Here is a 26,762-nt window from a genome sequence, read left to right as displayed (position 1 = left end):
CCCTGTCACGGGGTCGGCAGCGGGTCCGGGCGCGACCGGCAGCGTTCAGCTCCGCGGCGAGCCCGTCGCTGGTGAGCCTGTATCCGGCGCGTACGGGCCGGACGCGTCGAGCAGCCCGAGCCGTGCGGCTTTCCGGACGGCGTCGATGCGCGACGTGGCGCCGAGCTTCACGTACATGTTGGTGGTGTGGCGTTTGACCGTGCCCTCCGCGATGTGGAGCTGGACGCTGATGTCGCGGTTCGTGTACGCCTGGGCGATCATCCGGAGCACGTCGAGTTCGCGGCTGGTGAGGATGGTGGGAGCAGCCGCATCCACGTCGGCGGAGGCCTGTCGCGCCGTCGTCGGCGCCGGTGTCGCGCCTGCGACGATCATCGAGAGGTCGTCTCCGTTGACCTTCTTGGTGACGTAGTGGCTCGCCCCTGCCCGCAGGAGCTGGCGTTCGAGGGCCACGTCGTTGTGCATGGTGAGGACGATGATCGCGACCTCAGGATGGTCGCGGCGGACACGCGTGATCGTCTGCTCGGCGGGGATGCCGGGCAGCTCCACGTCGAGGAGGAGCACGTCGGGGGAGGTGTCGGCGACGAGGCGGAGGGCGTCGTAGCTGGTGCCGCCCTCCCCGACGATGTCGAAGGTGCTCTCCAGCAGGGCGCGGATGCCCTGACGGAACAGGCTGTGGTCGTCAATGATGACGATGCTGCGACGCCCGGCGGTCATACGCTCGCCTCCTGGACGGGGATGGTGAGCTCGACGTGGGCGCCGACGCCGGGGCCGGGGTCGATGGTGAGGTCGGCGCCGATCAGTTCCGCGCGCTCCTGGGCGGCGATGAGTCCGAGCGCTCCCGAGCGGATCCTGTCGTGCTCGAAGCCGTGACCGTCGTCGCGCACGGAGAGGAGCACGCTGCCGGGCTGCCAGGTGGAGCGGACGGTGATCGTGCTGGCCTCCGAGTGGCGCCGCGCGTTGTGGATGGCCTCCCTGACGATGATGAAGGCCTCCTCCTGCGTTCCGGTCGTGAGCCGGAACGGCATCCCGTCCAGTTCCACGATCACGCGGGGACCGGCGTCGTCGAGGTCGGCGACGTAGTCGTTGAGCGCTTCGTCGAGGCGCTTGTCCCCGACGAAGTGCCGCAGATCCCTGGCGATCGCCCTGGTCTCGTCCAGAGCGGCGTCGAACAGCGCCATGCCGTCGGCGAGCCGGACCTGCGCATCCGTGCCTGCCGGGTCGGCGAGCCCGCTGAGGTCGACGCGCTGCATCCCGGCCGCGATGCTGTGGGCGACGCGGTCGTGCAGTTCGCGGGAGATGCCGAGCCGTTCCTCGCTGTGCGCGACGGCGAGCCGTTCCAGCAGGACGTTCACGTACGCGACCGAGGCCGGGATCACGTTGCCCATGATGGATGCGTTGAGCGCCCTCGCGATGTCGTCGTGCCCGAGCCGGTCGCCCGTGGCCTCCACGAGGACGCCGAGCCCGACGTCGAACAGCAGCGTCGCCGCCTTCAGGCTGTCGACCGGATGCACGTTCTGCCGTGCCCGGTGCTCGCCCACCTCCGCGCCGCGCGACGCCTGCTTCGGCTCCGAAGGAGCGATGAGCCCGAGGGTCGCGAAGGTCTGGCCGAGGATGCGCTCGATCTGCGCCACGAACTCCGCCTCGATGTACGGATCGGAGACCAGGGCGCTGTCCACGGAGCGCAGAGCGGCGACGGTCCGCTCGACGATCGCGGCACGGGCGTCTGCGAGGTGGCGGTCGTGGTCGTGGCCGGAGGTGCTGGTAGTCATTGGTGGCTTTTCTATCACGGGGTCGTCTCGTTCACGGAGTGGCGGCGAAGCCGATGGCGAGCAGGTTGACGGTGTACTGCGACACCATGAACGCCCGGTACGGTCGTCGTCGTGTGCGCCGGTCGGCGCCGGCTCGCCTGAGCGAGAGTGCGCAGACGACGACGGCGCACGGGCCGAGGGCGACGAGGGACAGCAGCACCGGATAGACGACGGCGGCGAGGACGCCCACCGCGCCGATCGCCGCCGAGCCCGCCGCGACGACGCGTCGCGCAGAGCGATCCCCGATGACGATCGGCAGGGTGCGCCGTCCGGCGATCCTGTCGCCGACGGCGTCGCCGAAGTCTTTCGCGTGCCCGACCACGGCGATCCAGAGCGCCATGACGACGGCGAACACCGGCACGGCGGGCGCGATCGTCCCGTGGAACGCCTCCGCCCCTGCCAGGTAGGTGAGCATCCCGCCCGCCGCAGCGACCGTGAGCGCTGGCACAGCCCACCGTTTCGCGGCGTGCGCGCCGAGCGAGTACGCGAACCCGAGCGACAGCATCATGACCACGAGCAGCACGAAGACCACGCTGATGCGCACGGCGATGCTGACGGACGCGACCGTGAGCACGACGCACCAGGATGCCGCTGCCTGCACGCTCAGCACTCCGGAGGCGAGGGGGCGGTGCGACCCGTTCGCGCGGTCTCCCGCGATGTCGCTGATGCCGTTCACCAGATAGACGACCCACACGGCGAGGAACCAGGATGCGGCCCCCGCGATCGCTGTGACGACGGCGATCTCCCCGCTGAACGCGAGCATCCCGCCCACCACGAACCGCAGGTTGAAGACCCAGAGCACGACGGGCCGTGCTTCGGTGTACGACCACCGGAGGGTACGCAGAAAGGCAAGAGGCCCGCCCGGCGATGCGCGAGCCCCGAGAGTTCGGGTCACTCGCTCATCATGCGTAGCCTCCCCGGCGAAACACGACGCCAGGAACTACGACCAAAGTCACATCTTTTGCCGCCTTTTGGGCTGAATATGCGACCAAAGTGCTATTTCGTCCGTTTAAGCGGGCTCCTACGGTGAAGGGGAGTGGCTTATTCGGCTTCGTCACTCAGGCACCGATGGCGTACGTCTCGGGTGGCGCACGCGCGTCGCGCCTTATGGGGGGAGCGGTCAGACACTGGGTGAACACACCCGGTGTCTGACCGGGGCGCGACGGCCGGAACGGTTACCGCAGCAGCGCGTCGATCATGTCTCTGCCGAGTCGCGCGGCCGTGACGATGTCGAAGGCGTAGACGACGTAGCGGCCGTTCCTCGTGGTCGTCAGGAACCCGGCGTCTTTCAGGATCGCGAGGTGGCGGGACACCTCCGGTGCGCTGATGCCCCACGCCTCGGCCAGGTCGGCCGTGGTGTGCGGCCCCCGGATCAGGCTGCGCGCGAGTCGCAGCCGCACCGGGTTGTCGAGGGCCCGCAACCGCTGCGCGATCGCGTCGACCGAGGCCGCCGCCGGGGCCTGTCCTGCCGCGAAGGGATATTGAATCACCGGCTTCCAGCCGGGGGCGTGCACGACGAGCAGATGCGGATGGCCGAGCGCGCTCGGCAGGAAGGTCACGCCGCGCTCGTCGGCGGTCGTCGCGTTGTCCTGCAGCTTGTCGACCACGATGTGCGTCTCGTCGTCGTCGACCGAGACCGCAGGCGAGACGGCGCCGAGCATCCGTCGCAGTCCAGAGGTGTCGAGCACGTCCTTCTTGAGGCGTGCGTCGGAGGCGAGCCGGGGGAGGAGCTGGGTCCAGGTGTCGGAGAAGAAGCCAGCGTCGCAGTCCTCGAGCAGGCGGCGCACGCGGGCGCGCGCCAGAGGAGGATCGTCGAGCACGACGTCGACGAAACCGAGCTGCCGCTCGCCGCGGGCGGTGGCGCGCTCCCTGGCGAGGTCCCTCGCCGTCCGGTCCACAAGCGGCGAGCCGAGTTCGCGGAACAGCGGCACCGTGCCGCAACTGCTGGTGAGCAGGGCGGCGGACACCCAGGTCTCGTCGTCGAGCGCGTCGACCGCATCCAGTTCGTCGGACAGCGTCGCGCCCGGCTCGGACGGCAGGAGCATGTCTGCGCGGGAGGTCCGCCAGAGATAGTCCGCATCGATGAGCCTGTCCAGCAGCTCTGGTTCGATCGACCCGGTCACCGACGCGACCCAGCCGCTGTGGGCAGGGTGATGGGTCGGCTCGACCAGCAGGTGGATGGCGGACCCCAGTTCGGCGAGCGGCGACGGCGCGATCCGGAACTGCTCGGACGGCACCCTGGTCACATCGATGGACACGCTCATGGCATCATCCTCGCGCGCCGGAGGGCACAGCGCACCGTCGATTGACGATTTCCGTCAATCGACGCGCACGCGAAGGGAGCTCTGCGTCATCGTGGCGGCATGACGATCAGACCAGCCGGCTATTCCGCTCCTACACCGTCCCCGCTTCCGGCGTGGTTGACCGCGATCCTGCACCGGATGCGCCGCCGCGGGAGCGGGCGCACGGGGCGAACGGCGAGTGCCGGGCGTGGCGGGCGCGCCGGGCGCACCGGGCGCTCCGCCATCCTGGCGGTGCGCCTGGACCGCGCGGACGCCGTCCGCGCCGAGGCGGAGCGCCGCAGGGTCTGGCTGTGACCCGGCCCCGCGCATCCACTTGGGATGCGCGGCCGCCACTCGCCGCTCGCGACGCTCAGGCCCCGACGTACGCCGCCAGATGCTCACCCGTGAGCGTGGACCGCGCGGCCACCAACTCTGCTGGCGTCCCCTCGAACACCACGAGTCCGCCGTCGTGACCGGCACCGGGGCCGAGGTCGATGATCCAGTCGGCGTGCGCCATGACGGCCTGGTGGTGCTCGACCACGATCACCGACTTGCCGGAGTCGACCAGACGGTCGAGCAGGCCGAGGAGCTGTTCGACATCGGCCAGGTGCAGGCCGGTGGTGGGCTCGTCGAGAACGTAGACGCCGCCCTGCTCGGACAGGTGGGTCGCCAGTTTGAGGCGCTGGCGCTCTCCGCCGGAGAGGGTGGTGAGCGGCTGGCCGAGGCTCAGGTAGCCGAGTCCCACATCCGCGAGCCTGCTCAGGATGCTGTGGGCCGCCGGGGTTCGTGCCTCGCCGCTGCCGAAGAACTCCTCCGCCTCGACCACCGACATGGCCAGCACTTCGCTGATGTCGCGGCCGCCCAGGTGGTAGTCGAGCACGGACGCCTGGAACCTCTTGCCCTCGCACACCTCGCAGACCGTGGAGACGCCCGCCATGATGCCGAGGTCGGTGTAGATGACCCCGGCGCCGTTGCAGTTCGGGCAGGCGCCCTCGGAGTTCGAGCTGAACAGGGCGGGCTTGACCCCGTTCGCTTTGGCGAAGGCCTTGCGGATCGGGTCGAGCAGCCCGGTGTATGTGGCCGGGTTGCTGCGGCGGGAGCCGCGGATCGCGGCCTGGTCGATGGACACGACGCCCTCGCTGGCCGGGATCGAGCCGTGTACGAGCGAGCTCTTGCCGGACCCGGCGACCCCGGTGACGACCACGAGCATCCCGAGCGGGATGTCGACGTCCACGTCGCGCAGGTTGTGCGCGTTCGCGCCGCGGATCGCGAGCGTGCCCGTGGCGGTGCGCACGGTCTGCTTGAGGGCGGCGCGGTCGTCCAGGTGGTGGCCGGTGAGGGTGTCGCTCGCGCGCAGCCCGTCGAGGGTGCCCTCGAAGGTGATGGCGCCGCCGTCCGTGCCGGCCCTCGGTCCGAGGTCGACCACGTGGTCGGCGATGGCGATCATCTCCGGCTTGTGCTCGACCACGAGCACCGTGTTGCCCTTGTCGCGCAGGCGCAGCAGCAGTTCGTTCATCCGCTGGATGTCGTGCGGGTGCAGCCCGATGGTCGGCTCGTCGAACACGTATGTCACGTCGGTGAGCGACGAGCCGAGGTGCCGGATGATCTTGGTGCGCTGCGCCTCGCCGCCGGACAGCGTGCCGGCCGGGCGGTCGAGCGACAGGTAGCCGAGGCCGATCTCCACGAACGACTGGAGCGTGTCGCGCAGCGAGGCCAGCAGGGGAGCCACGGACGGCTCTTCGAGTCCCCGTACCCAGTCGGCGAGGTCGCTGATCTGCATCGCGCACGCATCCGCGATGCTGACCCCGCCGATCGTCGACGAGCGGGCGGCCTCGCTGAGGCGGGTGCCCCCGCAGTCCGGGCAGGTGGTGAAGGTGACGGCACGATCCACGAACGCCCGGATGTGCGGCTGCATGGCCTCCCTGTCTTTCGACAGCATCGACTTCTGCACCCGCGGCACGAGCCCCTCGTATGTGAGGTTCATGTCGCCGATCTTGACCTTGGTCGGCTCGTGGTAGAGGAAGTCCTGCAGTTCCTTCTTCGTGTATTCGCGGATGGGCTTGTCCGCGTCGAGGAAGCCGGAGCTGGCGTAGATCCGCACGTTCCAGCCGTCCGCGGTGTAGCCGGGGATGGTCAGGGCGCCGTCCGCGAGCGACTTGGAGTCGTCGTAGAGCTGGCTGAGGTCGATGTCGTTGACGCTCCCCATCCCCTCGCAGCGCGGGCACATCCCGCCGGTGATCGAGAAGCTCCTGCGCTCCTTGGTGGTGTTCCCGCCGCGCTCGAGCGTGATGGCGCCAGCGCCCGACACGGACGCGACATTGAACGAGAACGCCTGCGGCGACCCGATGTACGGCTGGCCGAGCCTGCTGAACAGGATGCGCAGCATCGCATTGACGTCTGTCGCCGTCCCGACCGTCGACCGGGCGTTGGCGCCCATCCGCTCCTGGTCGACGATGATCGCCGTCGTCAGCCCGTCGAGCACATCCACATCCGGCCGGGCGAGCGTCGGCATGAAGCCCTGCACGAACGCGCTGTACGTCTCGTTGATCATCCGCTGCGACTCGGCCGCGATGGTCCCGAACACGAGCGAGCTCTTCCCGGAGCCGGAGACGCCGGTGAACACCGTCAGCCGCCGCTTCGGGATCTCGACGCTCACGTCTTTGAGGTTGTTGACGCGTGCGCCCTGCACACGGATCACGTCGTGGCTGTCCGCCTGGTGGGTGGTCGGCGCGTCGGTGCTCATGGTGCGATCTCCATCTTTTCTGGCTGTGCGCATCATCCTAGGTGCCGCAGGAATACAGGCATTCACCCGGTTGACGAGATACCAGAATCTGTCGCGAACCTCCGCGGATGCGCGACAGTTACTGGTATCTCGCCGCGCCGTGGAGTATGCCGGGGGTATGCCTGAGTTCCCGAGGGATCGGATCGCGTCCGTCATCCGTGGGCACGTGAGCGCGTTCCGGGTTCCCGGCGCGCTCAGCGTGCGGCCGGGCTACCTGCTGGCGGACGGCTGGATCACCGACCGGCCCGCCATCGTGGTGACGGCGGCACGGGATGCGCCGATCGCCGAGGTGCGGGCCGCGCTGCCCGGCGAGGTCGACGGGTTCCCCGTGGATGTTCGCGTGGCCTCGCCAGCCAAGCAGGAGCTGCTGAGCGAGCCGGGGGCGTACGCGCGCACGGCCGGTCCTGCGCCCGACCGCGGCGCCGTGCCGGAGTTCGCCGACGAGCTCGACCTGACGGGTGCATCCGGAGCGCCCGGCGCGGTCGTGCAGCGCGTCGCGTTCTCCGCCGCGGCGAAGCCCAGGCTCGCGTACACACCCCCGCCGGGCACCACCCTCGCTCCGGTCTCCGGCACCATGACCGTGACGCTGAGCGCGAGCCCGGACTCCGGCTGGCCGACACTCGGCGCGTTCCTCTCCGGCGTGCGCGAGACGCTCACCGTCGGCCTCTACGACTTCACCTCCCGGCACATCCTGCAGACGGTCGAGAGCCGGCTCGCCGGCAAGACCGTGCGCCTCGTCCTCGACCATCCGGCCAGGAATCCGACAGCCGACCAGACCGACGAGCAGACCGTCGCCGCCCTCACGGCCGCCTTCGGCGAGCAACTCTCGCACGCCTGGGCGCTCGACAGGATGGACCCGCTCGCCGCCGCCTGGATCTTCCCGTCCGCCTACCACATCAAGGTCGCCGTGCGGGATTCGTCGGTCGTCTGGCTGTCCAGCGGCAACTGGAACAACTCGAACCAGCCCGACATCGACCCGGTGAACACGCCGGGCGACGCCGCTGCGGCGCGAGCCGGCGACCGCGACTGGCACGTCATCATCGAGAACGAGCAACTCGCGCGCACCTTCGAGGCGTTCCTGCTCAACGACCTCGCCGCCGCGGCGGCGCACCAGGCGGCCACGCCGGATCCGGTGCCCGCGCCCGCCATGCTCGCACCGCTCGCGACCACCCCGCCGTACCGGCAGTTCTTCGCCGCTGACACCCACCGCCGCCAGCTCACAGTGACCCCCCTGCTCACCCCGGATGCGGGAAGCTACGCGCCGCACATCCTGGACCTCATCCGGAGCGCCACGACGACGCTGCTGATGCAGTTCCAGTACATCGAGCTGCCGAAGACGGTCACAGCGGCCGCCGCCGACTTCATCGCACTCGTGCACGCGGTGGTGGAGCGGCAGAACGCGGGGGTCGACGTGCGGATCATCATGAGCCAGTACGAGACAGCCGGGTACCTGGAGAAGCTGCAGGCGGAGGGCCTCGACGTCGTGAACAGGGTGAAGCTGCAGAACAACGTGCACAACAAGGGGATCGTGGTCGACGGCAGGGCGGCGCTCGTCAGCAGCCAGAACTGGTCGCCGGCCGGCACGCTGACCAACCGGGATGCCGGAGTGATCCTGGAGAACGCGGAGATCGCCGCGTACTTCACCCGGCTCTTCGAGCACGACTGGTCGGTGCTCGCAGCACGCACCGTGGCTCCCGACTGACTGCTCAGCCGACCTGACTGCTCAGCCGACCTGACTGCTCAGCCGACGCGGCGCGTGTCGTCGCCGTCGAGCACGAGGAGCCGCGCGCGGATGGACCAGCCCTCGCCCGGCTCCACCCGCACCTCCGCCGTGTCGAACGGTGCCGGCCCGAACCCCGGGTACTCCGTCGACCGCACGAACCACGAGGTCTCTGCCTCCACCGCGAGCACGACGGTCGCCGCCCCGTCCGGCCTGGTCAGCGCGAGCGAGCGCGCGCGCTCGCCGCGGAAGTCGTCGCCCGGTCCCGACCTCCCGTCGTCCGCCGTCGCCGTCGCGCCGCGGAACTCGGGCGCCGCCCGAAAGAACAGTCCGCCGTATCCCGCGCCGGTGCGGCCGTGGGTGGCGGGGCTGCCGAGCGTCAGCGGCGACGCGACGTGGATGCGCGACTCCCAGTCCAGGGTCCACCCTCGCTCTGCTTCCGCGAAGGCGAGGGCGCGTTCTTCCGTCGCGAGCCGTTCTCCCGCCGCGTCGAGCCAGGCGACCGACGAGACGACGGCGCCGGCAGGGTCCACCTGGATGCTCTCCGTGCGCATCCACCCGTTGTCGCCCCTGTCGAGGTAGGCGCTCGCGTCGCGGTCCCAACTGCGCCCGCCCCACAGGTTCGCCCGTCCGGCGTTCGGCAGCGCAAGCGAGAAGCCGTGGTGCCAGGTGTGGTCGTCCGGCTGGAAGTCGGCCACCGGCACGCCCGCCGCCGTCGTGATCGGGTAGAGGTACGGCCGGGGAGACTCGAACGCGGGTGTCTCCGGCGCTGACACGTAGCGGGCGACGCGCTGGGCGCCGAGCAGGATGTCGACCCCGATGGCGTCGCGCACGGCTCTCAGCGCCACGGCAGCCCGTCCAGTTCGCCGAAGAGCCGCTGCGTCTCGACGGCGCGGCGCACAGCGGCCTCCGCGTCGGCGAGCACCGGGCGCCTGGACGGCCCGAGTCCGTCCCAGGTGACGTGCCCGGCGTCGATCGGGGCGACGGGCGCATCCCCGACCGCCTCGATCACGCGCACGAAACCGCCTGTCGCGGAGAGTGGGGAGAGCAGCGCTCCGCCGTCGCGCCTGGCCTCGATCAGGTTCTCGAGCAGGTCACGACGCCCGTACTGCCGTTCCTCGGTGCGCCCGTCGCGCGTCGCCACGGTCAGCCGGTCTGTCGTGTACGACAGGGTCGCCTCGCCGTCTGTGCCTCGCACCAGGATGGTCGGGTCGGCCTCCACGGGGCCCGCGAGCGTGAACGCGCAGGTCAGTGTGCCGCCGAACGTCTGCGCCCCCCGCGCGGAGGGCCGCACCCGCACGGTGGAGGTGTCGTCGACCTCGATCGGGTTCACCCTGCGCAGGTCGGTCTCGATGGTGCCGATGGCCTCTGGAGAGTCCCAGCCCGCGATGCGCAGCGAGGTCATCACGGCGTGCGCGAACGGGTTGGCGACCGCGCCGTCCGCCACCCTGGCACCGTCCAGGATGCGGCGGCCCGCCCAGCGAGCGCGCGTCCAGTATCCGCGGGGGCGCGTCCACGACCCCGCCGCGCCGATCGAGAGCAGATCGCCGAGCGCTCCGGACTCGATCAGCCGCAGCAGCTCGGCGAGCGCACCGGACCCCAGGCTCTGGAAGCCGACCTGCACCAGGCCGCCGGTCTCCCGCGTCACCGCCTCAAGTCGTGCGAAGGTGGCGAGCTCGGTGACGGGCGGCTTCTCGAGCAGCACGTCTGCGCCGGCCCGCAGCGCGGCCGCGGCGAGCGTGGCGTGCGTGTGCAGCGGGGTCGCCACGATGACGATGTCCACGGGGATGCTCCCCAGAAGCTCGTCGATGTGGTCCAGTCGCACGGGCAGCCTGTCCTCCGGTACGCGCACGCCGTCGCGCACGAGCGGCCCGCGCGCCGGGTCGACCAGGGCGACGAGCTCGACCAGACCGCGATCCTCGAGCTCCAGGGCGTTCAGGATGTGCGCGGTGCCGTATCCCTGCACTCCGACGACGGCGACGCGGGCGGGCGCGGTCGCTGCGGGCGCCGCGGTGGCTGCGGTGGCTGCGCGTGCTCCTGCACGGGATGCGGTCGTGCCGTCCCGCGATTCCGTCCCGCTCACGCGTCTGCCGCCCCGGCGCGAAGCCGCACCACGAACCGCGTGGGCGTCGTGCCGCCGACGAGCAGCCGGACACCGCCGACCGCGTCCGTGCCGGAGAGGAACGCATAGTCCTCGCCCGGCCAGTACGGCGCCGGGTCGGCGTCGGGATCGATGCCGTCGAGCTCGACCGTGATCGCGTCGCCGCAGCGGGTGTAGCGCGCGCGACGGGCACCGAGGATATGGGCACCGAGGATGTGGGCACCGAGGATGCGGGCACCGAGGATGTGGGCACCGTCGTGGTCGCGCTGCGGCGCATCCACCGTCCCGCCGTCGCGGAACCCCAGTTCCAGCGTCCACGGGCTCGGCGGCCCGTCGATGGTCACTTCGAGGTCGGCGCCGTCGTCGTGCAGCACGACCAGGATCGTCGTCTCCAGCGCGACCTCGTCCGCCGTGCGCTCCGGGAAGGCCATGGCAGCGGCGAACCGTCCGTCGTCGGTCACAGCGTAGTCGGCGCCCGCGCGGCGGGCATCGGGCGCGAGCGGCTGGTAGTACCGGGCCGACACGCGCTCGCGCAGCTCGATGCGCCCATCGGCGAGTGTGCGGAACGCGTCTGCGCGGAACGGCCCGAGGCCGAAGAAGGTGCGCGACAGCCGCACGGAGTCCAGCACCGCGTCGCCCGCGAACAGCCGTAGGAAGGTCGGATCGTTGGCGAGGCCGGAGCGGATGCGACCGTGCCGGCCGTAGTCCGAGCCGCCGTATACGACGGTGTCGGCGGAGACGCCCCGGCGAAGGGCCAGCGAGACGCCGGGATGCACCGTCGTGCCCTCTCGCCGCGGGGCGGCCGCGCCAGGAAGCGGATCGCTCAGCGAGGGATGCAGCAGCAACTCGGCCAGCACGCCGGGGTCGCCGACCCCGTCCGCCACGGCCAGCTCGGCCGCCCACGCGAAGTCGCCGCGACCTGTCGAGAGGGAATGAGAGCGGAACGGCACCGCGTACGGCGCGAGCGGGAACCTCGCCCCCTGGTCCTGCCGCCGTGACGGAAGCGTCTCGACCGTGCGATCGGAGTGGATGAGCGCGAGCGTGAGTTCCAGGTTGCGCTCGACCACGCGCCGCAGCTCAGGCCGGTCCAGGATCTCCGCGATCGCCAGCAGCGACGGATTGCTCACCGCCGACGCGTAGTTCGGGCTCCGCTCCGAGTAGTAGCCGTCCTCGTCGATGTCGACGCCTTCGGCCAGCCACTCGTCCACCCGGCCCACCAGGCGCGCGTCGGGGAACGAACGATGGATGCGCGCGAGCGCCGCGCTGATCTCCCACCGGTGGTTCGGCGTGTGCACCCCGCCGGCGAGCAGCGGCGGGGTGGCGTTCCGGATGAGCGTTGCGAGCGCATCCCGCACCTCCGCGAGGGACGGGTCGACCGCATCCCGCAGCAGGTGGTGCACGTCGCAGGCGTCGTTGATCGTGAAGGCGCTGTCCGGTGGGGACTGCACGTTGTCTCCGCCCTCGAACAGGCCGGTCGGCGTCTGCAGGCGGCGGAGCTCGCCGAGCAGCGCGCCGAGGGTGTCGACGGTCTCGTGCGTCGGGTGCCCGGAGACGATGGCGACGGAGACCAGCGTCTTCACGCGGCGCATGAGCTCGCGATGCGGGAGCCGGTCGACGGGGGAGTCCACCGCCTCCCGTGCTGCCCGCAGGGCGGTCTCCCTCGCTGCGCCCAACAGGGCGGGGGCGGGAGCGGCGTCGCCCATCAGTCCTTCAATCCGGCGTTGATGTTGGCGTTCATCACGTACTTCTGGAACACCAGGTAGAGCAGCACCAGCGGCACGATCGAGATGACGGATGCGCCGAGCAGCACAGACCAGTTGATGTTCTGCGCTCCGACGATGCTCTGGATGCCGATCTGGAGGGTGAACTTGCTCGGGTCGTTGAGCACCAGCAGCGGCCAGATGTAGTCGTTCCAGCGCCACTGGAAGGAGAAGATCGCGAGCGTCAGCATGATCGGACGCGAGATCGGGACCATGATGCGGAAGAAGATCGCCAGCTCCCTCGCGCCGTCGATGCGGGCGGCCTCGACCAGCTCGTCCGGCACCGTGAGGAAGAACGCGCGGAACATCAGCACGCCGGTCGCGGTGAGGATCGACGGGACGATGATGCCGGCCAGCGAGTTGTACATCCCGAGGTCGCGGACCACCAGGAAGGTCGGGGCGAGCATGACCTCGGTGGGGAGCATCGTGGTGGCCAGGATGCAGACGAAGAAGATCTTGAGCCAGAGGTTGTCGTACTTGGCGAGCGCGTAGCCGGTGCAGCAGCTCGCCACCACGGTGAGAATCGTGGTCACGATCGCGACCAGGAACGTGTTGCCGAAGAACTCGTAGAAGTTGAAGCTGTTCCACGCGTCGATGTAGCCCTGGACGGTCCACGACTTGGGAAGCAGCGAGAGCGGGAACGAGAACAGGTCGCCCGCCGGCTTGAACGAGCTGAGCACGAACCACAGCAGGGGGAAGCCGTATGCGAAGGCGAGCACCCAGAGCAGGGTGGTCGGCGCGATGGCGCGGCCGAGGTGCTTGGCGCCGTTCGTGCGGCCCCGGCCGCCACCGGCCCAACGGCCTCGCGAACGGCCGGCGCGCGGCTGCGCGGGTCGCGCATCCGGTGCCATGTCGATGCGGGGGTCTGCAACGCTGGCGGTCATCGGCGGCGCTCCGTTCTGCGGTTGACAGTCAGTTGGATGATCGCGATGGCCATCAGGATGATCATCAGCACGAAGCTGGCCGCGCTGGCGTAGCCGATCTGGCCCTGCTGGAACCCGGTCTGGTAGATGTACTGCACGAGCAGGTTGTTCGACGTTCCCGGGCCGCCGTTGTTGAGCGACTGGAACAGCGCGTACTCCTTCATCGCGTTCAGCGTGGTCAGCAGGATCACGATGAACGAGGTGGGAGCGATGCTCGGCAGCGTGATGTTGCGGAACAACTGCCACGGGCCCGCGCCGTCGAGCGCAGCCGCCTCATAGTAGGAGACGGGCACGTTCTTGATCGCGGCGATGAAGAGCAGCATCGAGAACGCCGTGCCGCCCCAGGTCGCTGCGATCACCACGACCATCAGCGACAGGTCGGCGTTGGACTGCCACGGCACGGCCGAGCCGCCGAGCGACTCGATCACGAAGTTGACGAGGCCGAAGTTCTCGCCGAACAGCCACCGCCAGATCACGCCGGAGACGATCGGCGAGATCAGCCACGGCACGAAGAAGATGATGCGCGCCACGAGCTTGCCCTTGGCGTACTGGCTCACCATCAGATTCGCCACCAGCAGCGAGAAGACGAAGCTGGTCGGAACGACGACGAGCGTGAACAGCACCGTCCTGCCGAGAGCCGCGTAGAACGCGGAGTCCCCGAAGAGCTGCTGGTAGTTCGACAGCCCGATGAAGTGGAAGGAACCCACGCCGGTGTAGTCGGTGAACGAGTACACCAGGCCGATGATGGCCGGCCAGGCGAAGAAGGCCGCGAACAGCACGACGTTCACCAGGATGAGCACGAGCGGCGCGAAACGGTAGTGGTTCAGCCGCCTGTGCGTGCGCTGGGCCCCGGATGCGCGTGTCCCGACCACCCGCGGGGTGGCTGTGCCTGTTGCCGACATGGGTTCCTTCCCTCCTCTCCTGCTCGTCCTACTTGCCGACCTGCTTGTCGTAGCCGTCGACGATGTTCTTCACGGCCTCTGCTGACGTCTGCTGGCCGTTGATCGCCTTGCCGATCTCGGTCACGGTCGGGTCGGTCGTGATCGACTTGCCGTCGAGGGCCCATTTCACCTGCGCCTGCAGGAAGTAGCCGGAGATGGGCTTGTAGACCTCGAGCTCCTTGTTGTAGAGGTCGAACGCATCCAGTGCCGCCTGCGAGGTGAAGTCGTAGGTGATGTCGAGGCCCTTCTCCACGGGAAGGTAGCCGTTGGTCTCGGCGAGCTTCTTGTACTGGGCCGGCTCGTACATCCACTCCAGGAAGGACTTCGCCGCTTTGCCCTCGGCGTCGCTGTTCTGGAAGCCGACCACGAGGCCGCCCGCGTTCACGTCCGCTGCCTGAACGGGCTGGGCAGGGGTGGGGACGCTCGCCCAGTCGAACGAGGTGATGCTCGTGGCGAAGGCGGAGACCTGCCAGACGCCCGACCAGTACGCGGCGACCTGGCCGCTCTGGAACAGCGCCGACGGGTCGGCGCCGCTGGTCCAGACGGACTTCGGCATGGTCTTGTCGTCGTTCAGGCTGACGAAGTAGTCGACGGCCTTCTTCGTGGCGGCGTCAGCGGAGAACTTCCCGTCGGAGCCCTGCTGCATGTACTTTCCGCCCATCTCGTATACCTGGGCGCGCAGGCGCGACGGGGAGGCGTCGTAGACGAGCGAGTACTTCGCGCCGGTCGACTCGCGCACCTTGTCGGCCGCGGCGACGAACTCCGGCCAGGTCCAGGTGCTGTCCGGCGACGACGGGACGCTGACGCCGGCCTTCTCCCAGAGCGACTTGTTGATGAACAGGCCGGTGGAGGTGACGTCGGAGGGGATGGCGAGGGTCGTGCCGTCCGTCCCCTTGGCGACGTAGCTCTCGTTGATGTTGTTCGACTTCGTGTCGGTGATCGAGCTGAGGTCGACGAGCTTGTTCTTCCAGATCGGGTCGAGCGCAGGGACGTTCGCGATGTCGGGGAGGGCGTTGGCCTGGGCGGCGTTGTGCAGCTTGGTCGCGTATCCCGAGTACGGGATGTTGACGACGTCGACCGTGATGCCGGTCTTCTTCTTGTAGTCGGCGGAGAGCTGGTCGAAGCCCTTCTGCTGGGCGGCGCTGGAGGAGAGCCAGAGGGTGAGCTTCTTGACGTCGCCACCCGAGCTGTCGCCACCGGCCGAACAGCCGGTGAGTGCGACGGCTGCTGCTGCGATGACACCCGTGGCGGCCAACAGGCGCCGACGGCGGGGAATGCCTCTGAAGCGGGAACTGAGATTCATCGTTGAGTCCAAATCGTTCGAGAAGTGGCCGACGGCCGGCGCGGGTACGCGAACCGTTGCAGGCTTTTCTATCACTACGATGCATAAATCACAACAAGAAGTCCGATCCCGCTATGCTGACGGGGTACAGAGACCCCTTGTCACCGGGGCTTCCGGTACGGGATGATTTACTCACGGCGATGTGAAAGGGGGGCCGATGAGCGTGTCGGACATCCCGCGAACCGCGACCACCCGCGACGTGACGGAGATCAACCGCACCGCGATCCTCGACCTGCTGCGCGCGGCGGGACCCATCTCGCGGCGCGAGATCCGCGAGCGCACCGGCCTCGGTTCCGCCACCGTCGAGCGCCTCACCCAGGCCCTCATCGAGGAAGGCCAGATCGAGATCGCCGGCCTCGACCGCTCGTCGCCCGGCCGCCCGTCGAGCCTGCTGCGCTACGTCTCCACGGGCAGGGCGGTCCTGGCCATCGACATCACCGAGGCCAACGCCCGCGGCCGCATCGTGGATCTGGCCGGCACGGTCCTGCACGAGCAGTACCTCCCGTTCCGGTTCGACGGCTCCGACCCCGGCGCCGCCCGCCTCGACGGACTCCTCGAGCTCGTCGACGCGCTCGTGGCGCCGGGCACAGGCACACCGGTGACAGGCATCGGGATCGCGCTGCCCGGCATCACCGACGACGGCCACGTCACGAAGGCCAGCGAGCTGGAGTGGCGGGATGTGCCTGTCGCCGACATCCTGCACGAACGCACCGGCCTGCCCGTCCTCGCCGAGAACGACGCAAACGCCACGGTCTACGGCGAATACCTGCACGGGGCTGCGCGCGGCGAGGAGAGCGCGATCGCCCTGGTGCTCGGAACGGGCATCGGCGCCGGGATCGCCAGTGAGGGGCGCATCCACCGCGGGTTCCGCTCCGCGGCGGGCGAGGTGGGCTACCTGCTCACCTCCACGGCGTCGTTCTCGCGCTATTTCACCGACCACGGCGACACCGAGAACGCGATCGCCGCCGAGCTCGCGGCCTGGGTGGACCTGGGTGGCCCGCACGTCGACCGCCGCATCGGCCCGGCGTTCCGCCGCATGATGGCGGCTGTCGAAGACGGCGACGTCGTCGCAGGTCGGGCCCGCGACGAGTTCTTCGACCTGATCGGCCTGGTCTGCGCGGCCATCTCCGTGGTCATCGCCCCCAGCGTGATCGTGCTCGCCGGAGCGTTCGGCCAGTACAGCGCCCTCTCCGTCGACCAGCTCAGCCGCCGCCTGATCGGCCGCATCCCGTCGCCCCCGCGCCTCGTCGCCAGCAGCCTCGGCTTCGACGCGGCGATCACCGGCATCAGCGCGCTCGCGATCGAGCGGGCGCGCGGGGCGACGTATCTGGTGTGAGGGTCAGTCCCGCGTGAAAGACACCACCGTCTCCGTCGCCCCGGTATCGGCCGGGGTCCCGTAGACGCGGAGGTGGCGCACCTGCTCCGCGAGGCTGCCGTCGCGCCGCGTGCCGTGGTCGACAGCGGGCACCAGCACCTCGCAGGAGCCGCCGGGCAGGCGTGCGGCCTCCTCCTCGGCCCACGCGATGACCTCGGTCACGTCCGTCGCGCCGGTGAGGTCCCAGTCGTCCAGGAACCAGCCGGTGTACGGCTCCTGCTGAGGCGCCCAGATGCGCACACGGTACGTGGTCGTGTCCATCGGCCAGGTGGGAGGTTCTGCTGCTCTGAGCCAGGTCGCTTCCATGCGGGGAGCCTAGCGGTGCGGCGGTCGGCGACGTGTGCGCATTCTCATGCCGGAGGGCCGGAATCCCGGCGTGACGTCCAGGCCGGCTCGGGAGACTCTGCTCATGCGCTGGTTCGGTTCGTGGGGGAGTAAGGCACCGGATGCGAGGGGCGCGCGGGCGATGCGACCTGCGGATGGCGCGGTGCGTGCCGGAGCTCCCATTCCGGTCGTGGATGCCGCCCGCGTCGCCGCGGACTCCGCCCGCGCCCGCCTGTACCGCCTCACGGAGTGCGCCCCTCCCGCCCTCTCGGCGGCCTGGCTCAGCCCGCCTGCGCCGTCGAGACGCCAGTGACTGTCGCGAAATGCCCGGGGTGCGCCGCAGTTGCCTGCAGCTCGCCGGTTCGCGGCGCAGGGGGTGCTAGCTGTGCCACTCCGCCCGGCGGCGCGGCGTCACGCCGTGCGGGCGGATCAGGTCGAGGAAGAGGGGCGCGAACGGATTGATCCGGTCGCGCATGGCGGCCTCCGGTCGACTCCGGCGCGACTCCTGCTCCTGCTCGTGCTCGGCGCGGGTCCCGCGTGCCGCGCCAGCGCGCCCGCGCAGCGCGGAGGGGGTCGCGAGGCCCGTCAGCGCGGCGCGCACACGCATCCACCCGCTCGCGCCCTGTGGTTGCGCGGGCGTCGCGAGCCGCACCGGTTTGCCCGCCGACAGCTCGTGCAGGTTGTTGCGGCGGGTGCCGTCCCAGTTCACGTAGAGGTATGGGCCGACGGGCGATGAGATGGCGCTGACGACCGCGCGCACGTACGGGTCGGGGCCGGTGACGTAGGTGGCCGTGCCGTCCGCGATCTCGGCAGCGGCCCTCTGCGCGTCGACGGCGCCGTGCGACGTGAACAGGGTGACGATGGAGCCGAGCTCGTCGCGAGCGACCAGCTCGATGCGGAACTCGGTGATGGCGGACTCCTCTGGTGTCGTTCGGCTGCGCGTGGGCCGAGCGACGATGGTCTGCCTGCTTCGATGGTACGCAGCGCCATTGATCGAATCCAACAGCGAACGCTTCTGCCATTCATCCAAGCGGCGAATGAGTGCGTTTCCCGCCGCGCGCATCCGTCAGCCCCAGCACCGCGCGCTCCAGCCCGGCCAGCCCCGTGGATGCGCGGATCGCCTCCCCGATGGCCGCGCTGCGGTCCGCGTAGCGGTGGTCGGCGAGCACTGTGCGCACCGCGGCGCCGACCGCGGCGGCCGTCGGCTGGTTGGTCGCGAGGTTCACGCCGATGCCCGACCAGGCCACGCGGGCGGACACCTCGACCTTGTCCTCCGTCGTTCCGGCGATCACCACCGGCACTCCGTGCTCCATCGCGTAGTGCACGCCGCCGTAGCCGCCGTTGGTCACGTACGCGGACGCGCGCGGGAGCAGTGCGTCGTACGGCAGGTAGGAGGCGACGCGCGCGTTCGGCGGGAGGTCTGCATCCAGCTCGCTCACCGGGCGGCCCCCGGTGCTCGCGACCACCCACACGTCGTCGTCGGCGAGGCCGCGGATCGTCGGCAGCAGCAGGTCGCCGAAGTCGCGGTTGGCGACCGTGCCCTGCGTGACGTGGACGACCGGGCGGCCGTCGGAGAGGTCGTCCCACCAGGCGGGCAGGGGCGCATCCGATGGGCGCGTGCGCGAGACGGGTCCCACGAAGTGGACGGTCGCGGGCAGGTCGGAGCGCGGATACTCGAACTCGGGCACCGTGAACTGCACGATGGCGTCCGCGTGCGACGGCCAGTTGAGGATGAAGCCGTTCAGCGACGCCCCTGTCGCCTCGTGCGCGATGCGGCCGGCCGCCTTCTGCACCGGTGCGAAGATCACCTTCTCCGCCACCGCGGTGAGGGCCGCGTTGCGCAGACGTCCGGCGACACCGGGCTTCGGCTGCACGCCGAGTCCGAACGGCGCCACGTCTTTGCTCTTGAGCCCGAGCGGCACGATGCCGAGGTTGACCACCGCCGGCCGGGATGCGCGTGGCCGGGTGGAGAGCAGGGCGGCGCCGAGGAACAGGCTCTCGGCGAGCACCGCATCCACGTCGTGCTCGGCGACGATCGCGTCGACCGCTGCGAGCTGCGCGCGGGCCGGGCGCAGGAAGATCGTGGTCATGTCGTAGCGGATGCCCGCTGGACCGGTGAGTCCCACGCGGCCGGGGAACGCCGCATCCATGTCGGTGTCGTCGTAGTCGGCCTCCGCCGGCAGCGGGAGGAAGGTGGCGCCGGTGGCGATGACGCGTTCCGCATAGCGGGCGCCGGTGAGGAAGAGCACGCGGTGGCCGCGATCGGCCAGGTGGCGGGAGACCGCGAGCAGCGGCGTCACGTGTCCGTGCACGGGTGTGCTGCAGAGAAGGATGGTGGTCATGGGTGCTCGCATTCGGGTTAGAGTTGGATGAACGTAGATAGTATTCACTACACACGAAGGGTAGTCAATGGCTGATTCGGAGAACGGCGCGCCCCGGCAGTACCGGTCGACCCTTCGCGAGGAGCAGGCGCGCCAGACGAGGCAGCGCATCCTGGCCTCCGCCTTCGAGGTGTTCTCGGCGAAGGGGTACACCGGCGCGTCCCTGGCCGACATCGCCGCGGGCGCCGGGGTCTCGGTGGAGAGCGTGAAGGTGCACGGTCCGAAGCGGGCGCTGCTGCTCGGCGCGTTCGAGCTCGCGTTCGCGGGTAGCGCCGGCGACGAATCGCTCAGCGAACGCCCGGAGGTCGCCGCGATCATGGCGATCGAGGACACCGGAGCGTTCCTCACCGCGATGGTCGGCCTGATCGCCGAGGCCAACGCGCGCACGAGCGGCCTGTGGGCGGCGTTCCTCGCTGCGGCGGCGGAAGACACGCACGTCGGCGACGTGCTCGCCTCGCTGCTCGAACGCCGGCACGCCGACTACCGCAGGATGGTGGGGCTGCTGGCGGCACGCGGCGCGGTGGGCGCGCCCTCCGACGACGCCCTGCAGCACCTCGCCGACGTGCTCTCCTTCCTGATGTCGCCCGAGGGTCATCAGCAGCTCGTCCAGCAGAGCGGCTGGACGTTCGAGCGCTACCGAGACTGGCTGATCCGCACGGTGTCGGCGACGGTGGCCGCCGGAGCGTGAGCCAGAGCCGGGGCGTGAGCCAGGGCCGGAGCGTGAGCCAGAGCCCTGCCCCCACCCAGGGCTAGCCGCGCAGCGCGATCGCCTCGCTCCGCCACCGCGCCAGCAGCGACCACGGATCGGAGACGCCGGCGCTCACCGCCGCGATGTGCGCATCCAGTGCGTCGCTGCGCTCGAACCACTCCGTGCGCGGGATGCGCTGGCCCGCGAACTGCGCGTGCCTGCGCTGTTCGAGCGCCCGGTCGCCGCGCTCGAACGCCAGCACCTCGTCGTGCGGCAGGCTGGAGAACCGCCCGCGCGGGTTCGCGGTGGTGCCGATCTTGATCCGGTCGCGGAACCGCAGGTAGTAGACCACGTCGACGCGCGGGGGAGCAGGCTCCCCCGATACCGTCTCGCCGAAACGCCACTCGCACACCGCGCACAGCCAGGCGGACGGGTATCGCACGCCGAGGCGGGAGCCGCAGAGCGCGCACGGGGCGGGCAGCGCATCCACCTGGCCGCAGTCGTCTGCGACCCACTCTGCCGCTGCGAGCAGGTGCTGCAGGCACAGCGGCACTGGAGCCCCCGGATGCGCGGGGCTGGCGCACGGGACGTCGTCGTCCGCGGCGACGCAGGGGGTGGGGCCGGTCATGCCGGAAGCGTAGCGGCGGCGTCCGACACCGGGTCGGGCCAGCCGGACGCGCGTTGCGCGCCGCCGGCTACCGGAGCGCCCTGACCCGCGCGACCTCGTCGGCCGTCAGCGCGTCGCCGGTCGGCAGGTGCACGATCGCCGTCTCCTCCACGCCGAGTCCCGCATAGACCGTGTGCAGCGCGGCGACGACGGAACCGACCGCGCCGGAGAAGTCGCCGAGCTGGGCGGTGGCGAGGCCGGGGGAGACCCGGAGGTTCTGTTCGAGTGCGATCCGGTAGCGATCGAGCGACGAGGTCAGCGAGTTGGCGATGCCGCCGCCGAGCACGATGGTCTGGGGGTCGCAGGAGACGGTGGTCGCTGTCAGGACCACGAGGAGCGCCTGGTCGAAGTGGGCTCGCAGCGACAGCAGGCCAGGGCCGGCGTCCTCCGCGAAGAGCTGGGCCGGCGCATCCAGGTGCAGTCCGGCCTCTGCCGCCCTGCGCAGGATGCCGCCGCCCGTCACGAGGTGTTCGAGCCTGGTGCCGAGCGGCCCGATGGGGAGCTGGCCGAACTCCCCGATCAGTCCTCTCTCGCCCTGCAGGATGCGTCCCTCGATGGCGAGGCCGGCGCCGAGGCCGAAGCCGATCGTCAGCATGGCCGCGTTGGGTGCTCCTCGGGCGGCGCCGAAGTGCATCTCGCCCAGGAGGGCGTAGTTCGCGTCGTTGTCGAAGTGCATCGCTCGCCCCATCGCGCGCTCCACGGAGGCGAGGAAGGTCGGCGACTCGACTTCGGGCAGGTTGGGTGCGTTGGAGACGCTGAGGTCGCGCTGGTTCACCGCGCCAGGGAGGCCGAGGCACACGTGCTCCACTCTGTCCCAGACGTCGGAGGCAGCCTCCGTGACGGTCGCCGCGATCCACTCGGCGAGCTCGGCTTCCTGCAGGGTGGTCGGCGTCGGCGTCTCGGACGCGAACACCGGATGCGCGAGCAGGTCGGCCACGATGATCCGCGTGTTGGATGCGCCGAGGTCCACCCCGACGACGTACGCGCGGTCGGCGACGATGTCGAGTTCGACGGCGCGGCGGCCTCTGGCCTCGGAGACGATCTCCGTCGTCTCCGTCACGATCCCCTCGGCAAGGAGCTGGTCGATCGAGCGCGTCACGGTGGCGGCGGAGATGCCCGTCAGCTCCGCGATCTGCTTGCGGCTGGCCGGCCTCGATCCGATGAGGGCGGTCAGGACGGCGTTGCGATTGATGGCTCGCGTGTCTTGCACCGGCTCACCCCCTTTGTCTTCAACGTGAACCCAAAACTAGCTCAGGATGCACGTCCAGCGCCACTCCGCACCCCATTTCCGCAGGTTTTACGGGACCGAAACCTAATGGATACATTTTCACGCTTGACTTTGATTGCTTGTTGAAATCAAAATGGTGTCAGCAAGTCAACGGTGACGGGGTCACGAGATACCCGGGGGACGCCACCGCACAGGAGTTCAAACCGGTCCCGGAAGGCAACCCACCATGCACACAGCACGTCCCACCCGGCGTCTCGCCGCTCGCGCCGCCGTCATCGGCGCACTCGCACTCTCCCTCGCGCTCGCCGGATGTTCCTCCGGCACGCCCGCATCCTCCGAGTCATCGACGCCCGCGGCCAAGCCCAGCCTCGAATTCACCGGTCCGAACGGCGAGAAGCCCGGCGCGCTCTCCGAGCTCTCGCTCACCAGCGACGAGCTGGCCAAGGTCAAGGACGGAAAGTACACGGCGGCGTTCGTGTGGCACACGTCGTCCGATTTCGTGACCGCCGTCGAGAAGGGCGCTCGCAACGAGTTCAAGCAGCTCGGCATCGACGTGGTCGCCAGCACGCAGGCCAACTTCAACGCGGCGACGCAGGCCAACAACGTCCAGACCGTGCTCGCCCTGCACCCGAGCATCATCGTCACCATCGCGGTCGACCCCACCTCGGCGGCCAAGGCGTTCAAGCCCGCTGTCGAGGCCGGGACGAAGCTCGTCATCATGACGACACCGCCGGAGGGCTACAAGGCCGGCACCGACTTCGTCTCCATCGTCACGGAAGACCTCACGGCAGCCGGGCGGGACAACGCCGAGATCCTCGGCGACGCTCTCGGCAAGAAGGGCGAGGTCGGCTACCTCTCATACAACGCGAACTTCTGGTTCACCAACCAGCGCGACAAGGCCTTCAAGGACTGGCTCGCCTACGAATACCCTGACGTGAAGATCGTCGACTCCGAGGGCTTCGCCGATGAGACCGCCACGCAGACCATCGCGGCGGCCATGATCGCCAAGAACCCGAACCTCAAGGGCATCTACGTCTCCTGGGCGACAGCGGCCCAGGGTGTCGTCGCCGCCATCAAGGCGTCCGGCCGCACCGACATCAAGGTCGTCACCAACGACCTCGACACCACGCTCGGCGCAGCGATGATGTCCGGCACGAACGTCGCGGGCATGGTGGGCAACGGCTCGATCGGCATCGGCAAGGGCCTCGCGCTCGCCGGAGCATACGGAGTCATCGGCAAGAAGGCTCCTGAGCTCGTCGCGTCCGTGCCGACCAAGGTCACCAAGACCAACCTCGACAAGGGCTGGGAGTCCGACTACGGCACCAAGCCGCCGTCGAGCGTGACCGGCGGCTGACGCCCACAGACCGGCTGGGCGGCCGGACTCCCCCTTCGGCCGCCCAGCCCCATCCGCTTGCACCATGAACCACGAACCACGAACCACGAACCACGAACCACGCGGATCGTCGCGCATCGCCGCGAACCGCACGCACCATGAAGGAGAACCGATGACACGGCAGGTCATGACCGTGCTCGGCCCGGTCGACTCGACAGCTCTCGGACGGGTCATGCCGCACGAGCATCTGCTGTCGCTCACACCGGGCCCGTGGCTCACCGGGGGAACCCGCGACGACCGCACTGACAGGGCAGTGGATGCACTGGCCGGGCTCCGCGACCTCGGCTTCGGCACCGTCGTCGACCTGAGCCCGTACGGGGTCGTCGGCCGCGACGAGAACGGGGACAACGCCGCCGCGCTCGTCGAGATCTCCCGGCGGAGTGGACTGCACATCGTCTCCGGCACGGCGATCTACCTGGAGTCGTACTCCCCGGCGTGGGCGCTGGCCGCCGACCTCGACACCATCGCCGCCAGACTCGTCAGCGACGCCGTGGTGGGCATCGGGGGCTCCGGCGTCCGTGCCGGAGTGTTCGGCGAGCAGGCGACCAGCCTCGGCGAGATCACGCCGCACGAGGAGAAATGCCTCAGGGCCGTGGCCCGCGCCCAGCGCGAGACCGGGCTCGGGATCATGACGCACACCACCCACGGAACCCAGGCCATGGAACAGCTCGACATCCTGCGCTCCGAAGGCGTCGAGCTCGACAGGGTCGTCATCGGGCACCTCGACACCCAGCTCGGCACCGACCTGGTGCGCCGTGTCATCGACGCGGGGGCTCGCGTCGCCATCGACACGATCGGCAAGGAGAACTGGGACTTCTTCCTCGGCCCCGTCGCAGACGAGCGCGAGGACGGCGAGTTCGGCAAGCGCGCCTTCCACCGCTCGGATGCGGGTCGGGCCGACCTCGTCGCCACGCTCGTCGGCGACGGGCTCACCGACCGCATCCTGCTCGCCCAGGATCTGACGGGCGCCGAAGTGTGGATGAACCCCGGCACGCACGGCGTGAGCGGGTATTCGTACCTCGGTGCGGTCTTCGTGCCTGCGCTGCGCGACCGCGGTGTCTCCGACGCGGCGATCGAGCAGTTGCTCTCCGCCAACCCCGCTGCACTGCTGGAGGTCGCATGAGCACCGGGCAGCATCGATACGTGGTCGGGATCGACCTCGGCGGCACCAAGGTGCGAGCCGGCATCGCCACCCTCGCGGGCGACGTCCTGCACGAGACCACGGAGCCGACGAGCGACGGCCGGGCGATCGTGGCGCAGCTCGCCCGGCTGGTGGATGCTCTGGCCTCCGCCATCGGCGCATCCCCTGCGTCCGTCGTCGCGACCGCGATCGGCGGAGCCGGAGTGCCGGACGCCGCGGCAGGGCAGTTCGATCTCGCCCCCAACCTGGGCGACCTCGAAGGCTTCGACGTGGTCGCCGAGCTCGAAAGCAGGCTCGGACACCCCGTCGTGATCGACAACGACGTGAACATCGCAGCGCTCGGGGAACTGCACAGCGGCGTGGGCGAGGAGGTCGACACCTTCGCGTTCGTCTCCGTCGGCACCGGCATCGGCGTCGGCGTGGTGCTCGACCGCCGTGTCTGGCAGGGCGTCCGCGGGGGAGCGGGCGAGATCGGCTACCTGCCGATCGGATCTGACCCGCTCGACCCGCGCAACCAGCGGCGCGGCGCTCTCGAGGAGGTCGTCAGCGGCGAATCGATCGCGCAGCGCTTCCAGCACGCCTCCGGCCGCGCCCCGTCGAGCGCCGTCGAGGTGTTCGAGCTGGCAGCCGAAGGCCACAAGGACGCGGTCGCGTCGCTGGACGAGGAGGCGCGCTGGCTCGCCCACGCGATCCTCGCCGTCGACGCCGTCATCGACCCTGGACTGTTCGTCCTCGGCGGCGGCATCGGCAGCCGCGAGGAACTGCTCGCTCCCGTCCTCCACTGGCTCGGCCGCCTCGGCCGGCCGACGATCGAGGTGCGCATCAGCCGCCTCGGTTCCTCCGCCCCCATCCTCGGCGCCGTCCGCCTCGCCATCGACGCCGCACCGCTCAGCACGGAAAGAGAAGCATCATGACTGTATCCACCACGGACGGCAGGCTGACCGTCGGCGAACGGCTGCGCCACGCGGACTGGCGTCAGTACGTCGTCTACATCGGCTTCGTGGTCGTCTTCCTCTACTTCGCCATCACGCAGGGAGGCAACTTCCTCAACGGGACCACGCTGGTCAACATCATCACCCAGGCGACCCCGATCACCGTCATGGCCATCGGCACCGTCTTCGTCCTCAGCCTCGGCGAGATCGACCTCTCGATCGGATCGACCGTCGCGCTCGCCTCGCTCGTCGCCGCCGTCACCCTCCAGTCCACGCACCAGTGGTGGATCGCGGCGATCGCCGGACTCGCGGTAGGGGCCGTCGTCGGAGCGGTCAACGGCATCTTCGTGACCCTGGTGCGGCTGCCGTCCTTCCTGGTGACGCTGGCGACCATGGGGCTCATCACCGGTCTCGCGCAGCAGTCGACCAACCTGCAGTCCGTGCCGGTCACCGACGCCGTGTTCGGCTGGCTGTTCGGTGGAGGCACGCTGCTCGGCATCCCGATCCTGATCTGGTGGACGGCGGTCGTGACCGCGATCGGCTGGCATGTGCTCCGCCAGCGCGCGTTCGGAGCGCACGTGCTCGCCGTCGGCAACAAGGCGGCTGCCGCGGCCGTCAGCGGCATCAAGGTCAACCGCGTCCGCATGGCGGTCTTCATCCTCAGCGGCGTGACCGCGGCGCTCGCTGGTCTGCTGTATGCGGGCCGTCTGGCCGGAGCGACATACACGCTCGGCAGCTCCGATCTGATGAGCGTGCTCGCCGCCGTGATCGTCGGCGGCACGGCGCTCACCGGCGGAAAGGGCTCCATCATCGGCGCCCTGGTCGGCAGCCTCTTCATGAGCATGATCAACTACGGCCTGCTGCTCGGCGGCCTGACGGTGGCGCAGCAGATGATCGTGCGCGGCGCGATCATCCTCGTGGCCGTCTCCCTCTCCCTCCGCGCCAAGAAGAGCAACTAGACCGGAAAGACAGTA

General features: G+C 69.9%; 25 protein-coding genes. 9 read left to right on the top strand and 16 right to left on the bottom strand.

The genetic code is table 11. The features are described 5' to 3' along the window. Positions 1-45: 45 nt before the first annotated feature. The 4 genes from ACYVGI_RS02030 to ACYVGI_RS02015 form a co-directional block, all read right to left on the bottom strand. A complete protein-coding gene (locus ACYVGI_RS02030; RefSeq protein ID WP_460630991.1) occupies positions 46-714 on the bottom strand; it encodes a response regulator in 669 nt (222 codons plus the stop codon). Further along, positions 711-1,769: a sensor histidine kinase gene (locus ACYVGI_RS02025; protein ID WP_460630990.1), complete on the bottom strand. Its 1,059-nt coding sequence runs from the start codon at positions 1,767-1,769 to the stop codon at positions 711-713. The genes ACYVGI_RS02030 and ACYVGI_RS02025 overlap by 4 nt, the downstream gene beginning before the upstream one ends. Positions 1,770-1,800: 31 nt before the next feature. Then, positions 1,801-2,610, bottom strand: a complete 810-nt coding sequence (locus tag ACYVGI_RS02020; RefSeq protein WP_460630989.1) for a UbiA family prenyltransferase — start codon at positions 2,608-2,610, stop codon at positions 1,801-1,803. Positions 2,611-2,983: 373 nt separating this feature from the next. After that, on the bottom strand, positions 2,984-4,072 hold the full coding sequence (locus ACYVGI_RS02015) for a DUF5937 family protein (RefSeq protein ID WP_460630988.1): 1,089 nt from the start codon (positions 4,070-4,072) through the stop codon (positions 2,984-2,986). Positions 4,073-4,171: 99 nt separating this feature from the next. Between ACYVGI_RS02015 and ACYVGI_RS02010 the strand changes: the two genes are divergently transcribed. Next, positions 4,172-4,405, top strand: a complete 234-nt coding sequence (locus ACYVGI_RS02010; protein WP_460630987.1) for a hypothetical protein — start codon at positions 4,172-4,174, stop codon at positions 4,403-4,405. A 55-nt stretch (positions 4,406-4,460) separates the two neighbouring features. Here ACYVGI_RS02010 and ACYVGI_RS02005 read toward each other — a convergent pair whose 3' ends face one another. After that, a complete protein-coding gene (locus ACYVGI_RS02005; RefSeq protein WP_460630986.1) occupies positions 4,461-6,833 on the bottom strand; it encodes an ATP-binding cassette domain-containing protein in 2,373 nt (790 codons plus the stop codon). Between the two features lie 157 nt (positions 6,834-6,990). Here ACYVGI_RS02005 and ACYVGI_RS02000 point away from each other — a divergent pair, with 157 nt between their 5' ends. Continuing rightward, on the top strand, positions 6,991-8,574 hold the full coding sequence (locus ACYVGI_RS02000; RefSeq protein ID WP_460630985.1) for a phospholipase D-like domain-containing protein: 1,584 nt from the start codon (positions 6,991-6,993) through the stop codon (positions 8,572-8,574). A 38-nt stretch (positions 8,575-8,612) separates the two neighbouring features. Here the strand turns inward: ACYVGI_RS02000 and ACYVGI_RS01995 are convergent, their stop codons facing one another. From ACYVGI_RS01995 to ACYVGI_RS01970, 6 genes are read right to left on the bottom strand one after another with little or no spacing between them, the layout of a single operon-like run. Next, positions 8,613-9,440 carry a DUF6807 family protein gene (locus ACYVGI_RS01995; RefSeq protein ID WP_460630984.1) on the bottom strand — a complete coding sequence of 276 codons (828 nt, stop codon included), beginning with the start codon at positions 9,438-9,440 and terminating at the stop codon, positions 8,613-8,615. Continuing rightward, positions 9,431-10,675, bottom strand: a complete 1,245-nt coding sequence (locus ACYVGI_RS01990) for a Gfo/Idh/MocA family protein (protein ID WP_460630983.1) — start codon at positions 10,673-10,675, stop codon at positions 9,431-9,433. Before ACYVGI_RS01990 ends, ACYVGI_RS01995 begins: the two co-directional genes overlap by 10 nt. Continuing rightward, positions 10,672-12,396, bottom strand: a complete 1,725-nt coding sequence (locus ACYVGI_RS01985; RefSeq protein WP_460630982.1) for a hypothetical protein — start codon at positions 12,394-12,396, stop codon at positions 10,672-10,674. The genes ACYVGI_RS01990 and ACYVGI_RS01985 overlap by 4 nt, the downstream gene beginning before the upstream one ends. Continuing rightward, positions 12,396-13,337, bottom strand: a complete 942-nt coding sequence (locus ACYVGI_RS01980) for a carbohydrate ABC transporter permease (RefSeq protein ID WP_460630981.1) — start codon at positions 13,335-13,337, stop codon at positions 12,396-12,398. The genes ACYVGI_RS01985 and ACYVGI_RS01980 overlap by 1 nt, the downstream gene beginning before the upstream one ends. Beyond that, positions 13,334-14,278, bottom strand: a complete 945-nt coding sequence (locus tag ACYVGI_RS01975; RefSeq protein ID WP_460630980.1) for a carbohydrate ABC transporter permease — start codon at positions 14,276-14,278, stop codon at positions 13,334-13,336. Before ACYVGI_RS01975 ends, ACYVGI_RS01980 begins: the two co-directional genes overlap by 4 nt. Before the next feature lie 28 nt (positions 14,279-14,306). Beyond that, complete coding sequence (locus ACYVGI_RS01970) at positions 14,307-15,572, bottom strand: ABC transporter substrate-binding protein (protein ID WP_460630979.1); 1,266 nt, start codon at positions 15,570-15,572, stop codon at positions 14,307-14,309. Between the two features lie 244 nt (positions 15,573-15,816). On the opposite strand from ACYVGI_RS01970, the gene ACYVGI_RS01965 reads away from it, so the two are divergent. Next, positions 15,817-16,995, top strand: a complete 1,179-nt coding sequence (locus tag ACYVGI_RS01965; protein ID WP_460630978.1) for an ROK family transcriptional regulator — start codon at positions 15,817-15,819, stop codon at positions 16,993-16,995. Between the two features lie 3 nt (positions 16,996-16,998). On the opposite strand, the gene ACYVGI_RS01960 is transcribed toward ACYVGI_RS01965, so the two are convergent. Continuing rightward, a complete protein-coding gene (locus tag ACYVGI_RS01960) occupies positions 16,999-17,340 on the bottom strand; it encodes a hypothetical protein (protein ID WP_460630977.1) in 342 nt (113 codons plus the stop codon). A gap of 208 nt (positions 17,341-17,548) precedes the next feature. On the opposite strand from ACYVGI_RS01960, the gene ACYVGI_RS01955 reads away from it, so the two are divergent. Continuing rightward, positions 17,549-17,671 (top strand): hypothetical protein, encoded by a 123-nt coding sequence (locus ACYVGI_RS01955; protein WP_460630976.1) that lies wholly within the window; start codon positions 17,549-17,551, stop codon positions 17,669-17,671. Positions 17,672-17,737: 66 nt separating this feature from the next. Here ACYVGI_RS01955 and ACYVGI_RS01950 read toward each other — a convergent pair whose 3' ends face one another. Both ACYVGI_RS01950 and ACYVGI_RS01945 read right to left on the bottom strand, forming a co-directional pair. Beyond that, a complete protein-coding gene (locus tag ACYVGI_RS01950) occupies positions 17,738-18,361 on the bottom strand; it encodes a hypothetical protein (RefSeq protein WP_460630975.1) in 624 nt (207 codons plus the stop codon). 19 nt (positions 18,362-18,380) lie between these two features. Further along, positions 18,381-19,700 (bottom strand): glycosyltransferase, encoded by a 1,320-nt coding sequence (locus ACYVGI_RS01945; RefSeq protein ID WP_460630974.1) that lies wholly within the window; start codon positions 19,698-19,700, stop codon positions 18,381-18,383. Positions 19,701-19,767: 67 nt separating this feature from the next. On the opposite strand from ACYVGI_RS01945, the gene ACYVGI_RS01940 reads away from it, so the two are divergent. Beyond that, the gene (locus ACYVGI_RS01940) at positions 19,768-20,427 is read left to right on the top strand and encodes a TetR/AcrR family transcriptional regulator (RefSeq protein WP_460630973.1); all 660 of its coding nucleotides are present in this window, start codon (positions 19,768-19,770) and stop codon (positions 20,425-20,427) included. A gap of 61 nt (positions 20,428-20,488) precedes the next feature. On the opposite strand, the gene ACYVGI_RS01935 is transcribed toward ACYVGI_RS01940, so the two are convergent. Continuing rightward, positions 20,489-21,055, bottom strand: a complete 567-nt coding sequence (locus tag ACYVGI_RS01935; protein ID WP_460630972.1) for a GIY-YIG nuclease family protein — start codon at positions 21,053-21,055, stop codon at positions 20,489-20,491. Between the two features lie 67 nt (positions 21,056-21,122). Continuing rightward, a complete protein-coding gene (locus ACYVGI_RS01930; RefSeq protein ID WP_460630971.1) occupies positions 21,123-22,304 on the bottom strand; it encodes an ROK family transcriptional regulator in 1,182 nt (393 codons plus the stop codon). A gap of 244 nt (positions 22,305-22,548) precedes the next feature. Between ACYVGI_RS01930 and ACYVGI_RS01925 the strand changes: the two genes are divergently transcribed. The 4 genes from ACYVGI_RS01925 to ACYVGI_RS01910 all read left to right on the top strand — a co-directional run bounded on the left by ACYVGI_RS01925 (position 22,549) and on the right by ACYVGI_RS01910 (position 26,747). Next, entirely contained in the window at positions 22,549-23,676 is a 1,128-nt protein-coding gene (locus ACYVGI_RS01925; protein WP_460630970.1) for a substrate-binding domain-containing protein, read from the top strand. Between the two features lie 151 nt (positions 23,677-23,827). Further along, positions 23,828-24,838 carry a phosphotriesterase family protein gene (locus tag ACYVGI_RS01920; protein WP_460630969.1) on the top strand — a complete coding sequence of 337 codons (1,011 nt, stop codon included), beginning with the start codon at positions 23,828-23,830 and terminating at the stop codon, positions 24,836-24,838. Beyond that, complete coding sequence (locus ACYVGI_RS01915; protein WP_460630968.1) at positions 24,835-25,770, top strand: ROK family protein; 936 nt, start codon at positions 24,835-24,837, stop codon at positions 25,768-25,770. The genes ACYVGI_RS01920 and ACYVGI_RS01915 overlap by 4 nt, the downstream gene beginning before the upstream one ends. Continuing rightward, on the top strand, positions 25,767-26,747 hold the full coding sequence (locus ACYVGI_RS01910) for an ABC transporter permease (protein WP_460630967.1): 981 nt from the start codon (positions 25,767-25,769) through the stop codon (positions 26,745-26,747). The genes ACYVGI_RS01915 and ACYVGI_RS01910 overlap by 4 nt, the downstream gene beginning before the upstream one ends. Positions 26,748-26,762: the final 15 nt, after the last annotated feature.

The sequence above is a fragment of the Leifsonia lichenia genome (genome assembly GCF_054780215.1).
Note: the sequence above shows the minus strand (reverse complement) of the source record. Positions and strands in the feature narration are given on the sequence as shown.